Source organism: Brucella pituitosa, from assembly GCF_003049685.1.
GTDB lineage: Bacteria > Pseudomonadota > Alphaproteobacteria > Rhizobiales > Rhizobiaceae > Brucella > Brucella pituitosa.
Window position 1 is genome coordinate 1079563 of sequence record NZ_PYSY02000002.1, and the last position, 14589, is coordinate 1094151.

Genomic DNA, 14589 nt, shown 5'->3' on the forward strand with positions numbered 1-14589 from the left:
CGCGTCACCGTGCGCCATTTCAGGCGCACAAGTTCCGCGTTTCGATATAAGTTTACTCAGCTGCGACACCGATCTGCATGCGCTCCATCTCTTCCAGAGCGCGGCGATATTCAACCGGCATGACCTTCACGAATTTCGGGCGATAGCTCTCCCAGTTATCGAGAATGTCCTTGGCGCGCGTGGAGCCCGTGTAATGCAGATGGTTGGCAATCAGCTGCACCAGACGTTCTTCGTCGTGGCGCGTCATGTTTGCCGAGACATCCACACGGCCCTTGTGCATCAGGTCACCGCCGTGATGGTGCAGTTTTTCGAGGATATCATCCTCTTCCGGCACCGGTTCCAGCTCGACCATCGCCATATTGCAGCGCTGTGCGAAGTCACCGACTTCATCAAGCACATAGGCGACGCCGCCCGACATGCCGGCTGCAAAGTTACGGCCAGTCTGGCCGATAACCACGACGACACCGCCAGTCATATATTCGCAGCCGTGGTCGCCCACGCCTTCGACAACCGTAACCGCACCGGAGTTACGCACTGCGAAACGCTCGCCTGCCACACCGCGGAAATAGCACTCGCCTTCAAGCGCACCATAAAGCACGGTATTGCCCGCGATGATCGAGTCTTCAGCCACAATACGCGTATCTTCTGGCGGACGTATGACAATGCGGCCACCCGAAAGACCCTTGCCGATATAGTCGTTACCGTCGCCGATCAGTTCAAACGAGATACCGCGCGCAAGGAACGCACCAAACGACTGGCCAGCCGTACCGCGCAGGGTAACGGCAATGGTGTCTTCCGGCAGCCCCTTGTGGCGGAAACGCTTGGCCACTTCGCCCGAAAGCATCGCACCTGCAGAACGATCAACGTTCTTGATGTCGACATCGATCTTGACCGGCGTCTTGTTTTCCAGCGCAGGCATGGCCTGAGCAATCAGCGTGCGATCAAGAACATCTTCAATCGGATGATGCTGACGTTCAGTCCAGTAGATTTCATGCTTCTCGGCTTCCGGCTTGTAGAAGATACGGCTGAAGTCGAGACCCTTGGCCTTCCAGTGATCGATCATGGTCTGCTTTTCGAGCAGTTCCGTTTCGCCGATGATCTGCTCAAGCTTGGTGAAGCCCATGAGCGCCAGCAATGCGCGCACTTCTTCTGCCAGATAGAAGAAGAAGTTGATCACATGCTCAGGCGTGCCCTTGAAGCGCTTGCGCAGAACAGGGTCCTGCGTGGCAACGCCCACAGGGCAGGTGTTGAGATGGCACTTGCGCATCATGATGCAGCCAGCAGCAATCAGCGGAGCCGTCGAGAAACCGAACTCGTCGGCACCGAGCAGTGCACCGATAATCACGTCACGGCCGGTACGAAGGCCGCCATCGACCTGAAGCGCGATACGCGAACGAAGACCGTTCAGCACCAGCGTCTGGTGGGTTTCGGCAAGGCCGATTTCCCATGGTGAACCAGCGTGCTTGAGCGAGGTCAGCGGAGACGCACCCGTACCGCCATCATAGCCGGACACTGTGATGTGGTCAGCGCGCGCTTTCGCAACACCGGCCGCAACCGTACCAACGCCCACTTCCGACACCAGCTTGACCGAAATATCGGCAGCCGGATTGACGTTCTTCAGATCGTAGATCAGCTGTGCCAGATCTTCGATCGAGTAGATGTCATGGTGCGGCGGAGGCGAAATGAGGCCAACGCCCGGCGTCGAGTGACGTGTCTTGGCGATGGTCGCATCGACCTTATGGCCCGGCAGCTGACCGCCTTCACCCGGCTTTGCACCTTGCGCAACCTTGATCTGGATGAGATCGGAGTTGACCAGATATTCCGTCGTCACACCGAAGCGGCCCGATGCCACCTGCTTGATCGCAGAGCGTTCTGGGTTTGGCGTACCATCCGGCAGCGGATAGAAACGATCCGGCTCTTCACCGCCCTCACCCGTGTTTGACTTGCCGCCAATGGCGTTCATCGCACGCGCAAGCGTGGTGTGAGCTTCACGCGAGATCGAGCCGAACGACATGGCACCTGTCGAGAAGCGCTTGACGATATCGACAGCCGATTCAACCTCTTCGATTGCAACCGGCTTGCGACCGCTGGTTTCCGCAAAGCGAATATCGAACAGGCCACGAATGGTCTTTGCCTGCGCCGACTTGGAGTCGAGCATGGAAGTATATTCGGTGAACGTTTCCGGGTTTGATGTGCGAACGGCATGCTGCAGCTTTGCAACCGCATCGGGCGACCAGAGATGCGCTTCGCCACGCATACGGTAGGCATATTCGCCACCGACTTCGAGTGCGGTCAGCAGAACCGGATCGTTGCCGAATGCATCGGTATGACGACGCACGGTTTCTTCCGCAATTTCTTCCAGACCAACGCCTTCGATGCTGGTTGCTGTGCCGAAGAAGAACTGATCGACAAAGCGGGTCTGCAAGCCGACGGCATCAAAAATCTGCGCGCCGCAATAGGACTGGTAGGTCGAGATGCCCATCTTGGACATGACCTTGAGAATGCCCTTGCCGATCGACTTGATGTAGCGCTTGACCACTTCATATTCGTCAACTTCCGGCGGAAATTCGCGGCGGCGATGCATGTCGAGAAGCGTGTCGAAGGCAAGATATGGGTTGATTGCTTCCGCACCATAGCCTGCAAGGCACGCGAAATGATGCACTTCGCGCGGCTCACCCGATTCAACAACCAGACCGACCGACGTGCGCAGACCCTTGCGGATCAGGTGATGGTGGACAGCAGCCGTTGCCAGCAGAGCCGGGATCGGAATGCGGTCCGGACCAACCTGACGATCCGACAGGATGACGATGTTGTAGCCGCCATGAACAGCTGCTTCCGCACGGTCGCACAGGCGTTCAATCGCTCCATGCATACCGGCAGCGCCTTCACCCGTATTATAGGTGATGTCGAGCGTCTTGGTGTCGAAGCGATCTTCCGTATGACCGATGGAGCGGATCTTTTCGAGATCACCATTGGTCAGGATCGGCTGGCGTACTTCCAGACGCTTGCGGCGCGAGGTGCCAACCAGATCGAAGATGTTCGGGCGCGGACCGATGAACGAGACAAGGCTCATCACCAGCTCTTCGCGGATCGGATCAATCGGTGGGTTCGTGACCTGTGCGAAGTTCTGCTTGAAATAGGTGTAAAGCAGCTTCGACTTGTCGGACATGGCCGAAATCGGCGTATCCGTGCCCATCGAACCGATGGCTTCCTGACCGGTGGTGGCCATTGGCGACATCAGAAGCTTGGTGTCTTCCTGGCTGTAACCGAATGACTGCTGACGGTCGAGGAGGCTTACATCCTTGCGTAGCGCGCGAGGTTCAACCGGGTTCAGGTCTTCCAGAATGAGCTGCGTGTTGGCAAGCCACTGCTTGTAAGGATGCTTCTGTGCGATCTGTGACTTGATTTCCTCGTCCGAGACGATGCGGCCTTCTTCCATATCGATCAGCAGCATACGGCCCGGCTGAAGACGCCACTTCTTGACGACCTTCTTTTCCTCGACCGGCAATACACCTGCTTCGGAAGCCAGAATGACGAAATCATCATCCGTCACAAGATAGCGGGCGGGACGCAGACCATTACGATCAAGCGTCGCACCAATCTGGCGACCGTCGGTGAAAGCAACTGCGGCAGGACCGTCCCATGGCTCCATGAGCGCTGCATGATATTCGTAGAACGCGCGGCGTTCGTCCGACATCAGCTTGTTGCCCGACCATGCTTCCGGGATCAGCATCATCATTGCATGCGCAAGGCTATAGCCGCCCTGATGCAGGAATTCGAGTGCGTTATCGAAGCAGGCGGTATCCGACTGGCCTTCGTAGGAAATCGGCCAGAGCTTGGAAATGTCGTTGCCGAACAGCTCCGAATCCACCGATGCCTGACGGGCAGCCATCCAATTGACGTTGCCACGCAGCGTGTTGATTTCGCCGTTATGCGCAACCATGCGGTATGGATGCGCCAGACGCCATGAAGGGAACGTGTTGGTCGAAAAGCGCTGGTGAACGAGCGCCACAGCACTTTCAAAGCGTGGGTCTTTCAGGTCGTTGTAATAAGCGCCGACCTGATAGGCCAGAAACATGCCCTTATAAACAACGGTGCGTGCCGACATAGAGACGATATAGAAGCCCTTATCGTCGCCGTCGTTTTCCTGATAGATGCGATTGGAAATAACCTTGCGCAGCACAAACAGGCGGCGTTCAAAATCATCGTCCGTTTCAATGGTCGCGCTACGGCCGATGAAAACCTGCATATGAAATGGTTCGGTCGCGGCAATATCCGGCGCCTTTGACAGCGAAGAGTTATCGACCGGCACCTGACGGAAACCGATGAAAGTCTGGCCTTCAGCGGCGATGACTTCCTTGATGATCTCTTCGATATGTGCGCGCAGTTCAGCATCGCGCGGCATGAAGAGGTAACCTACGGCATAGTGGCCCGGCTGTGGCAGGTCGATGCCCTGACGCGCCATTTCTTCGCGAAAGAAGCGATCTGGAATCTGCACAAGCATGCCCGCACCGTCGCCCATCAAAGGGTCGGCGCCAACCGCACCGCGATGGGTGAGGTTTTCAAGCATCTTAAGACCGTTCTCTACGATCTGATGGGACTTCTGGCCCTTCATATGTGCGATAAAGCCAACGCCGCAGGCGTCACGCTCGTTACGCGGATCATAGAGGCCTTGGGCGGGGGGAGTGCCCGCCGAAGTTCGCGTTTTTCGGGTTGCTGTGGTGGAATTGGTCGCAGCTTTGACCGATCCGTTCTGACCGTTGTGTAAATCCACATGCGATACAGATGGCGTCAAATGCGGCATCGTCATTCCCTCCAGTGAGCGCGCAACCCTGCGCGCGATACGATAATGAACCGGAACGGCTATTCGTTCCTTAAGTGAACTTTTTGTGTGTGGGAGCCTTATCGAAAAGGCGTTGGACGACGTTCCGTGACCGATGGCTCAGCCATCGAAAGGAATATTGTTTTGGCGCCTTAGTCTTTCAGGCTCGGACAAGCGACCTCAGCCCGCCATATGGCGCACCAAACTCCCCTGCCTCTTTAAGTGCCGCATTCCGCCGGGTTATCCCGATCCGTGCGGCACCTTCTTTCTGCAACTGACGGAAGCTTTGATAAGAAACCTGACGATTACAGTGATGAATTGGACAGCAAGGGTGAATTAGTCAGCATTGCTGTCCTAATCACGTATGACAGAATTCAAATTCGCTCACAAGATGGAAACATGATTTTTTCGATGCTATTGCGAAACAAAGTGTCGCATATATTCATATTCTAGTTATTTAATTGCGTAACGCGCTTGTTGCGTCAGTTTGGCGCGGCCAAACACAAGCATCGGATGCTCCAAAAAGTGACACTGGCCTCTCGCTTTTTAACGCCCGCAGGCCTTACACCTGTAACCGAGTCCGGTTATAGACCTCTCCTATAAGGTCCCACTGCTGGCGGAGAACAACGTGCATTTTGCTTCAGACAACTGGGCAGGCGCCCATCCGAAAATCGCTGAAAGTCTTTCACTTCATGCCAACGGCTTTGCAGCCGCCTATGGTGCCAGCGAAATCGACAAGCGTGTAGAGCAGCGTTTTAACGAGTTGTTCGAACGGGAAGTCGCTGTCTTCTTCGTCGGCACAGGCACAGCGGCCAACTCACTGGCACTTGCAAGTGTCAATCGTCCCGGCGGCGTTTCGCTTGTACATAGAGAAGCCCATGTGATCGAAGATGAATGCGGCGCACCTGAATATTTTACCGGTGGCGCCCGTCTGCACCCGATTGATGGCGCGATGGGTCGTATCGATCCTGAGCTTTTGAAGCGCGAACTCAAACGTTTCAACCCTGCCTTCGTTCATGCTGGTCAGCCAATGGCGGTTAGTATCACGCAGGCGACCGAAGTTGGCACGCTTTATCAGCCTGAACATATCTCGACGATTTCGGAAATCTGCCGCGGTGCGGGCCTGCCGCTACATATGGATGGCGCGCGCTTTGCCAATGCGCTGGTGTCGCTCGATATGACTCCTGCAGAAATGACTTGGAAACAAGGCGTCGATATCGTTTCCTTTGGCGGCACCAAGAATGGTTGCTGGTGTGCGGAAGCGCTCGTGTTTATGGACCCTGCCCGCGCCAAGGATCTGCCTTTCATTCGCAAGCGTGCCGCACAGCTTTTCTCAAAAACACGCTTCATTGCAGCGCAGTTTGATGCCTATCTCGAAAATGGCCTCTGGATTGAACTGGCGAAGCATTCCAATGCGCTGTCTGCGCGCCTTGCCCGCCATATCGATGCATCAAGCCAGATGCGGCTTGCATGGAAGCCGGAAGCCAACGAGGTTTTCGCGATCATGAAGCAGTCGGTCTATGATCGCCTCCGCGATGCGGGCGCGATTTTCTACGACTGGAACCCTCCGCATTCGGAAGTCAATCGCATCAGCGAAGGCGAGATTTTCGCACGTTTCGTGACAAGCTTTGCCAACACGGAAGAAGAAGTCGATCAGTTCGGCAAGCTTATCGCTTAAAGCGTGCCTCCCAAAAGTCAAAAAAGCGGCGCTGAATGCGCCGCTTTCTTTATATGTCAGTCTCTACAGAGATTAGTGGGCGGTTTTCGCCTCAATCTGCTGGGCATCAGCCGTCGATGCCTGGCTTACTTCGATCTTGCGTGGCTTCATCTGTTCGGGGATTTCGCGCTTGAGATCGATATGGAGCAAGCCGTTTTTAAGGCTGGCACCGGCCACTTCAACAAAGTCTGCAAGCTGGAAGCGGCGCTCAAAAGCACGCGAAGCAATGCCGCGATAAAGCACTTCGCCTGTTTCAGAACCATCGTTCTCGGCCTTCTGGCCCTTGACGGTCAACTGATTGCGATGTGCTTCGATTTCAAGTTCGCTTTCCGAAAAGCCTGCAACAGCCATGGTGATGCGATAGGTGTTCTCACCGGTCCGCTCAATATTATATGGCGGATAGGACTGCGTACCTTCTGGAGATGCGAGTGTATCAAGCATCGAAGAGAAGAGACGGTCGAAACCAACGGTGGAACGATAGAGCGGGGAAAAATCAACGTGACGCATATGTAAGCCCTCCTTAAGAGCGACAAGAATGCATTATATTGGCGGCAGAATTCCCATTCTGGCGAATTCCTCGTGCCGGCGATCCCGTATTCGGCGACCGCAAAACTCATTTGGGAATGCTGCTTTTTCATTTCAAGGCTGATTTGAAAGTGCATTGCAGAAAACACCGCCAGCCATCCTCGTATAACCGGAGAATAGCGTTACACGGCTTATCACCTGACGTAACAACTCCTGATCGTTTGGGGCCTGCAAATTGGGGGATTCGCCACGCAATGAACCCAAAATGAACATCATCTTCGGCGAGCGTTCAGGTGCTTGGGAATAATCTTCCCCTATGCCTGCTGAGAGGCGGGTTCATCAAAGGATTACGGTTATGAAAAAAGCTTTTCTTGCTTTTGCCGCACTTGCCACCGTCGCGACAGGGATCGCGACGACATCCCACGCAGCCGACAATGGGCTGCGCGTTCAGGTTCAATATTACGACGATGATGGCTATCGTCCGCCTATGCCGCCACGCGGCGGACCACGCCCGGATTGGGATGGACCAGATCGCGGATATGACCGTGGCCCCAATCATGGACGGGGTCGCGGACCCGACTGGGGTGGCGACTATGGACGTCGCGACACACTTGGCCCCCGCCAGGTTGCCCGTTCACTGCAACGCCGCGGCTATGATGTTGGCGATATACGCCGTGATCGCGGTGCCTATTTCGTTAAGGCTACACGTCCGAGCGGTCGTCGCGTGATTGTGGTGGTTGACGCTTTCAGCGGCCGCATCATCGATGAGCGTCGGGCCGGTCGCGGCTGGTAATTCCAGCCAGAACCAACAGATCAACCTGTGTAACGTCCCTTGCACAGGTTGTTTCCTGAACCGGAAGTTTGCTCGCAAACTTCCGGTTACTTTTTATCATCCTTTATCCCATTATATTACGGTGCAGAATGTAACCTGGGATAACAGTCTGAATGCCAGATTTTCTTTTTGAGACCGATGCGAACCCCATACCGCCGGGGACGCGATCTGGCATGCTTGAAACACGGGACGGCAAGAGCTTGCGCTATGCGCTCCTCAAGTCGCAAACCAAGCCGTCACGCGGTACAATCATACTGCTGCAAGGCCGCAACGAGTTTATCGAGAAATATTTCGAGACCATGTCCGACCTTTCAGATCGGGGCTTCACCGTCGCCACCCTCGATTGGCGTGGCCAGGGCGGTTCGCACAGGCTGCTCAAGGATCGCCTGCGCGGCTATGTCGGTCGTTTCAGCGATTACACCGGCGATCTCGACCAGTTTCTGACAGACGTTGTTCTGCCCGACTGCCCGCCGCCCTTCTATATCTTTGCCCACTCCGCGGGGGCTTTGATTGCTTATTCGTCGATACCGAAGCTTGCTTCGCGAATTACCCGTATGGTGCTCTGTGCACCATTGATGGGGCTTGGGGGATCGAAGTCCAGCGATGACAAGATGCGCTGCATCACGACAGGCCTGCGCTGGTTCGGCTTCGGCAGGCTTTATGCTGCAGCAGGGCGAAAGATGATTGACCGGCCTTTCGCCAACAATCCACTGACCAGCGATCCGGCGCGCTTTACACGCAATATGGAAGTTGTTCGTAACAATCCTGATCTGGCACTTGGTGGTCCCACAGTGCGTTGGCTTGCGGGTGCACTTGAAACCGCATCCCTCATCAACCGGCCCGATTTTTATCAGGGCCCGGCAATTCCTGTGTTGATAATCGCGGCGGGTGCCGATCGGGTGGTTTCCACCCCGGCAATCGAGCGCTTTGCTGCAAGCACGCGCAATATCTCATTGGTCGTCGTCGATGGCGGACGCCATGAATTATTGCAGGAAGCCGACTTCTACCGGGAGCAGGTTCTGGCGGCTTTTGATGCTTTCATTCCCGGAACCTCGGAAATTGATGCGCCACCAGAAACCACAGAACCTGCAAATCCCGATCAGACGTAGTTACCCGTTTATAAGTTCAAGCGCCGCCTGATGCAGCGCGGGAGATGCAGCGGCAACAATATCGCCGCCCCTTTCTGCCGGACCACCATCGCGTTGCGTAACAATACCACCTGCCTGCTCGATAATCGGGATCAGTGCCACGATGTCATAAGGCTGGAGGCCCGCTTCCACCACGATATCGGCAAAGCCACCTGCAAGCATGGCAAAAGCGTAGCAATCGACACCATAACGCGACAGGCGCACCGAGCTTTCCAGTCGGTCAAAACCTTTACGCAGATCCCCCTTGAAGAGCGCGGGCGTTGTCGTGAACATGGTCGCGTCTTCAAGCTTTGCCTGAGAACGCACTGCCAGTCGACGTTGCTCTCCACCATCACGCACCAGATAAGAACCGTCACCGTCGCTGTAGAACAGCTCACCCGTAAAAGGCTGTGACATCATCCCAGCCTTGGCATCACCCTCAACTGTCAGGCCAACCAACGTTCCCCACACCGGCAGGCCGGATATGAAGGCACGCGTGCCGTCAACCGGATCGATGACCCATACATGACTGCGATCAATGTTTTCCGGGCCATATTCTTCGCCAAGAATGCCATGGTCTGGAAACTCGCGCCCGATCACCGCACGAATCGCACGCTCCGCTGCGCGATCAGCTTCCGTCACCGGATCAAATCCAGAGGTATATTTATTGTCGATCGCCGTGAACTGGCGGAATCGCGGCAAGGTTTCAGCTGCAGCCACCGAAGCGACTTCGGAAAAAAATGCCCTATCGATCAGCAATCCCAATCTCCCATTTCCATAAGATGATGCATTCATATGCAATCCGTACTAATATTGCCCATAATTTGATCTGTCTATTTTTTAGCTCAAAATTTATGCGTAATTCCTTGACGCACAAGGCATTGCAGCGTAGCTTAAAGGTCAGACAGGCTGTCCTGTCGGTGCCTTTCGGGGCATTTCCTCCCTAGTCTTTGGCCGCGCTTTCTTCATAGGAGCGCGGCTCTTTTTATCAGCATTTTATGTGAGATGTTCCGCAACCTTCGGCGATTGAAAAGCGTGAATTGCTATTCAGCTGCAAGCGGCGGCACGACCAGAAGCTCATCCGGCAACGATGTCAGATCGCTCAGAAACTGATAGAGGTCGGCACAAAGCGCATCGAAACCAACCAGCTTCTGCAAGCTCTGCTCATTCATATAGAGGCTGCGATTGATCTCGATCTGCAAAGCATAGCAAGCCGCTGCTGGTCTGCCATAATGCTCGGTGATGAAGCCGCCGGCATAGGGCTTGTTATGCGCAACCGTATAGCCAAGCCCCTGAAGCAGTTCGATAGCAGCTTGCGTCAACTGTTCACTGCAAGAGCGGCCAAAACGATCACCAATGATGAAATCGGGCCGCCCGCCGATATCACCTGATCGCGTGCCGCCCGGCATGGAATGGCAATCGATAAGCACCGAATAGCCAAAACGTTCATGGGTCGTCTGCAACAGAGTATCGAGCGTATTGTGATATGGCTTATAGAGGTCTTCAATCCGATAGAAGGCTTCCTGCAGCGATATGCGCCCCGGATAAATGAGCTGCCCCTCGCCAACCAGACGCGGAATGGTTCCAAGACCACCTGCCACGCGTGCAGACTGGCTGTTCGCAAAAGGCGGCAGCGGCTCCACGAACATACGCGGATCAAGTTCAAAGGGTTCGCGATTCACATCGAGAAATGCGCGGGGGAAATGCGCTTTAAGCAAAGGCGCACCCAAACGCGGCACGTCTGCAAAAAGCTCATCAACATAGCAATCTTCTGAGAACCGAATCGCCAGTGAGTCGAGCCGTGATTCTTCAAGAAACGACTTGGGGTAGGCGCGTCCGCTATGAGGCGAATTAAAAACGAAGGGAATTCGCTGCTGCGCAGGCGCGCAGACCTCATAAGGGGGTATCAGATGAAAATCACGTTCCAGACTCATACTTCAACCCGTCTTGACTGCTTTTTTCGACCGGCCAAATGATAGTTTTGCTTTAAAAGCAGCATCTTATGTCAGTCCGGCCAGATACAATACCCGAAATTGCAAAACCCGCCTCTCCCTCTATGGACTGGCTCGCAAAACTATAAAAAGCTGTAACACATAACAGCTTGTTGCCAAACAGTGGCCATAACAATTAACATTTGCGCGAGCATTCATTTCATATTTACCAAAAACGCGTTTTCTAGTGCGAGAGCTGAGTCGTTACCTGCGCCGAAATGCGCGAACGAACGACATGAAATTCGGACGGACCAATGAAAAGAATTCTGCTAGCTGAAGACGACAACGATATGCGTCGCTTCCTCGTGAAAGCACTGGAAAAAGCGGGCTATCACGTCACCCATTTCGACAATGGCGCCAGCGCCTATGAAAGGCTGCGCGAAGAACCATTCTCGCTGCTGCTGACCGATATCGTCATGCCGGAGATGGATGGCATCGAGCTCGCACGCCGCGCGACCGAAATAGACCCAGACCTCAAGATCATGTTCATTACCGGCTTCGCAGCAGTCGCACTCAACCCCGATTCGGACGCGCCGCGCGATGCGAAAGTGCTTTCCAAGCCTTTCCACCTGCGTGACCTGGTGAATGAAATCGAAAAAATGCTGATCGCCGCCTAAGGCGATCAGCGGCTTTCCCGGCCTCGATAAGCTATTCAACAACAAAGACGAATAAACTTCAAAAAAGAGCATTGACGGGCGCAGCGTGATATGGTGTATGCGCCACATCGAATGGGCGTATAGCTCAGCGGGAGAGCACTACATTGACATTGTAGGGGTCACAGGTTCAATCCCTGTTACGCCCACCATTCGATCCCCCAAACATTACAACATGTTGGATAGAACCAGAGAGACTAACGAATGGTCCTCTTCAGGTTCACTGAACCTCACTTGTGGAACAGGCCCAAATCTTCAGAGTGTTTTCGTATAGCGACGATGACCGGGAGAATGGTTATCGCCATTTGTTTCAAGACGTGCTCCATGCTTCGCTCCGTTGCATAAAACTTGATCGCATATTCCAGATTATCGATATCGTCATCATCAGGTTTGCAGGGAAAATCGTTCGGTGGTCCAGGCAACTCAACCATCCGCTGAGCGGTTGATGTTTCAATACCCCCCGCGAGAGCTTGTTGTGTAGAATCGGAATCAAGCTATGGTGAGGATCAGTCATCGAAAAATGGGAGGAAGTATGAAACCTCTGGCTATAGCCATTTGCATGATCCTGATTGCAAGCGCTGTTTCAGGATGCGCCAACCGTTCATGCCGGGATTGGCCCGGGTTATGCATTATTCAGTGAACCGAGGGTGACGCTGGAAAATGAAGCGCCTTTGAAAAGCGCAGCGATGGAAGAACTCGACGGCAATCCTGGTATGAAGGTCACAGTGACCAGGCCTATCGCGCATAGGCTCAAATGGCTGGAATGATCCAGCCATTTGATTTTCTCATTTGAAACAGATCAGAATTGTGTCGTGAGGCCGACCATAAAGGTACGGCCGCGACCAGTCTTTTCTGCCATTTCGCCCGATACTGCCGGGCTGTAAGCCACATCCGTCAGGTTCTCGACATTCATGAAAGCAGTCGCGTGCTTATTGAACTTGTAGGAGGCATAGAGGTTGTAAAGCGTATAGGCTTCCTTTTTCTCAGTATCGCCAAATCCAACAGCATAACGGCTACCGCCGACATGGTTCATTGTCCCGCCAACCGTTAAGGCTTCTTCAAGTGCCCGGACGCCGACATCGACGGTGACATAATCTTCAGGCAGAAATGTCGAGTCGCCATTGCCGATGCCTGCACCCCAGCCAACCGGTTGATCATTGCTTGCGTGGGTATAAGAGAGGTTCACATAGGCAAATCGCGCATCGTATCCGCCTTCGATCTCGAAGCCCCGCGACTTCGTGGTCCCGGGTACATTGACCCAGATCGCCCTTTCATAAGGATCGCCTGGCAAGGTCATGAGATTGTTCACGATGTAATTTTCGATATCATATCGGAAGTAATTGACCTTTAACCGCAACGCGTCGCCTGCGATCAGCAGATCGTCTTTGATGACATTCGTCCCAAATTCCCATCCCTTGGATTTTTCGGGATCGAGATAGAAATTGGAAAACTGGCCACCACCGATGCCAGCGCCAATCGGAACCAGTGCCCAAAGCGCTTCTCGCGCTGATGGCGGCCTGAAAGTATGGGCATAGGTCACATAGGGCTGCAGCCAGTCGACCGGCTTTGCAGACAGAGTGATCTTAGGGTTGAGCGCATTTTCATTGCGCGAAACATCCACATTACCGCCTGTTGGCGGGCAGAAACCAACATTGGCCGTGCATGGGCTTTGATGCCCGCTCAGCGTCCAATAATCGTAATTCAGCCCTGTGCTCAATTCGAAAATACCTTGCGACAAGGTAATATCAGTAAAAGCACGCGCCTTCTGCATTCTGCCGGGAGGATTTGCACCGCGGTAGTTGTTGACTTTGTAGTCGTCGGAGGAATAGGCCGCACCGTATTCCCACCGGGCACTAAGCTCGTCCGTAATGTCGAAGCGGCTCGTATTGGTCACATCGAACCCATAGCCGTTGTCCCGCGTCTGACGCTGCCGGTATGAGCCACCAGTTGTGGGGTCATAAGACATGTCCGTGCGATTATAATAAGCGTTGATCTTCAGATCGATCCAGTCACTGTCAGGGTTATAGGTATAGTTGGCGGTGTAAGTGGAATTCGTTACACCCCACTCATAACCTGAAACCAGGAAGTTGTTCTTGTACCAGCGCGCACCAAGCTTCAGATCATGCACATCGTCAGGCTGGAAATGGAACTTCAGCAATCCTGAACCCGGCTTATTGCTGGCGTCAGGCGTATTATAGACACCATCGCCTCTTCGGTAATTCTCATGGTCGCTATAGCTGAACGCACCCATGATCGACGCCGTTCCAGACCCCGGAATATTTGTCCGCGCTCCACCGGCAATCATCCCCGAAAGGCCATAGCCATTATTCCCAGCCTTCATGATAGTCTTGACGCCCTGATCCTGTCCTTCAAGAACAACGTCTTCGAAATCAATGGTTCTGAAGTTGACGGCACCTGCAAGGGAACCCATGCCATGCGCGCCATTGACGGCACCACGCTCTGCACCCACGCCTGCCAAAAGGTTCGTATCGATGTAAAGCAATTCGCCGCCCGTTGACGCGTGGCCCGCCGTATTTCTGAACATTTGCGGGACACCATCGATCATGGTGTTGACGCGACCATCCGATTCAAAACCACGAATGTTGACCGCCACACCCGGCTGGCTTGATGATATGCGTGTGAATGTGCCCGGCATGGAACGAACAATCGCGTTCGCATCACCGCCATATTTTTCCTGAACGATATTGCCATCGATAACACTGACACCGCCCGGCGTCAGATAAGGTGCGTCCATATCGATACCAGCGCTGATGATGATCGGCTGAAGTTCGACTGCGCCCGGCGCCTTCTTGTCCTGAGACTTGTCGCTCGCTTCTGCATTCCGCTGAGTAGTGCTGACTGATTGCGCATGAGACGCGATAGTGCCAGCCATGAACGCGCTGTACGCCACGCCGATTAAAA

The 14589-nt window shown here is 54.2% G+C and carries 10 protein-coding genes and 1 tRNA gene; 6 read left to right on the forward strand and 5 right to left on the reverse strand.

Annotation, left to right across the window (positions count from 1 at the left end):
- Positions 1 to 52 precede the first annotated feature (52 nt).
- Positions 53 to 4804, reverse strand: a complete 4752-nt coding sequence (gene gltB / locus C9380_RS17490) for a glutamate synthase large subunit (protein WP_105534781.1) — start codon at positions 4802 to 4804, stop codon at positions 53 to 55.
- Positions 4805 to 5450: 646 nt separating this feature from the next.
- On the opposite strand from gltB, the gene C9380_RS17495 reads away from it, so the two are divergent.
- Entirely contained in the window at positions 5451 to 6500 is a 1050-nt protein-coding gene (locus C9380_RS17495) for a threonine aldolase family protein (RefSeq protein ID WP_111787495.1), read from the forward strand.
- Between the two features lie 72 nt (positions 6501 to 6572).
- Here C9380_RS17495 and C9380_RS17500 read toward each other — a convergent pair whose 3' ends face one another.
- Positions 6573 to 7046: an Hsp20 family protein gene (locus tag C9380_RS17500; RefSeq protein ID WP_100557410.1), complete on the reverse strand. Its 474-nt coding sequence runs from the start codon at positions 7044 to 7046 to the stop codon at positions 6573 to 6575.
- A 373-nt stretch (positions 7047 to 7419) separates the two neighbouring features.
- On the opposite strand from C9380_RS17500, the gene C9380_RS17505 reads away from it, so the two are divergent.
- Together C9380_RS17505 and C9380_RS17510 are read left to right on the forward strand one after the other, a co-directional pair.
- Complete coding sequence (locus C9380_RS17505; protein WP_024895983.1) at positions 7420 to 7857, forward strand: PepSY domain-containing protein; 438 nt, start codon at positions 7420 to 7422, stop codon at positions 7855 to 7857.
- A gap of 152 nt (positions 7858 to 8009) precedes the next feature.
- Complete coding sequence (locus tag C9380_RS17510; RefSeq protein ID WP_128094146.1) at positions 8010 to 9005, forward strand: alpha/beta fold hydrolase; 996 nt, start codon at positions 8010 to 8012, stop codon at positions 9003 to 9005.
- Here C9380_RS17510 and hisN read toward each other — a convergent pair whose 3' ends face one another.
- Together hisN and C9380_RS17520 are read right to left on the reverse strand one after the other, a co-directional pair.
- Positions 9006 to 9782 carry a histidinol-phosphatase gene (gene hisN / locus C9380_RS17515; RefSeq protein WP_100557411.1) on the reverse strand — a complete coding sequence of 259 codons (777 nt, stop codon included), beginning with the start codon at positions 9780 to 9782 and terminating at the stop codon, positions 9006 to 9008.
- Between the two features lie 284 nt (positions 9783 to 10066).
- Entirely contained in the window at positions 10067 to 10957 is an 891-nt protein-coding gene (locus tag C9380_RS17520) for an N-formylglutamate amidohydrolase (RefSeq protein WP_024895986.1), read from the reverse strand.
- A 311-nt stretch (positions 10958 to 11268) separates the two neighbouring features.
- Here C9380_RS17520 and cpdR point away from each other — a divergent pair, with 311 nt between their 5' ends.
- From cpdR to C9380_RS17540, 3 genes are all read left to right on the forward strand, one after another.
- A complete protein-coding gene (cpdR, locus tag C9380_RS17525) occupies positions 11269 to 11631 on the forward strand; it encodes a cell cycle two-component system response regulator CpdR (RefSeq protein ID WP_007877205.1) in 363 nt (120 codons plus the stop codon).
- A gap of 113 nt (positions 11632 to 11744) precedes the next feature.
- A tRNA-Val gene (locus C9380_RS17530) sits at positions 11745 to 11819 on the forward strand.
- 417 nt (positions 11820 to 12236) lie between these two features.
- Entirely contained in the window at positions 12237 to 12434 is a 198-nt protein-coding gene (locus tag C9380_RS17540) for a hypothetical protein (RefSeq protein WP_024895988.1), read from the forward strand.
- Positions 12435 to 12466: 32 nt separating this feature from the next.
- Here the strand turns inward: C9380_RS17540 and C9380_RS17545 are convergent, their stop codons facing one another.
- A complete protein-coding gene (locus C9380_RS17545) occupies positions 12467 to 14560 on the reverse strand; it encodes a TonB-dependent receptor domain-containing protein (protein WP_247877671.1) in 2094 nt (697 codons plus the stop codon).
- Positions 14561 to 14589: the final 29 nt, after the last annotated feature.

Excerpts from the sequence above, each read along its gene's own strand:
- C9380_RS17510 (WP_128094146.1), top strand. The coding sequence starts at position 8,010 with ATGCCAGATTTTCTTTTTGAGACCGATGCGAACCCCATACCGCCGGGG.
- C9380_RS17505 (WP_024895983.1), top strand. The coding sequence starts at position 7,420 with ATGAAAAAAGCTTTTCTTGCTTTTGCCGCACTTGCCACCGTCGCGACA.
- C9380_RS17520 (WP_024895986.1), bottom strand. The coding sequence starts at position 10,957 with ATGAGTCTGGAACGTGATTTTCATCTGATACCCCCTTATGAGGTCTGC.
- cpdR (WP_007877205.1), top strand. The coding sequence starts at position 11,269 with ATGAAAAGAATTCTGCTAGCTGAAGACGACAACGATATGCGTCGCTTC.
- C9380_RS17545 (WP_247877671.1), bottom strand. The coding sequence starts at position 14,560 with ATGGCTGGCACTATCGCGTCTCATGCGCAATCAGTCAGCACTACTCAG.
- gltB (WP_105534781.1), bottom strand. The coding sequence starts at position 4,804 with ATGCCGCATTTGACGCCATCTGTATCGCATGTGGATTTACACAACGGT.
- C9380_RS17500 (WP_100557410.1), bottom strand. The coding sequence starts at position 7,046 with ATGCGTCACGTTGATTTTTCCCCGCTCTATCGTTCCACCGTTGGTTTC.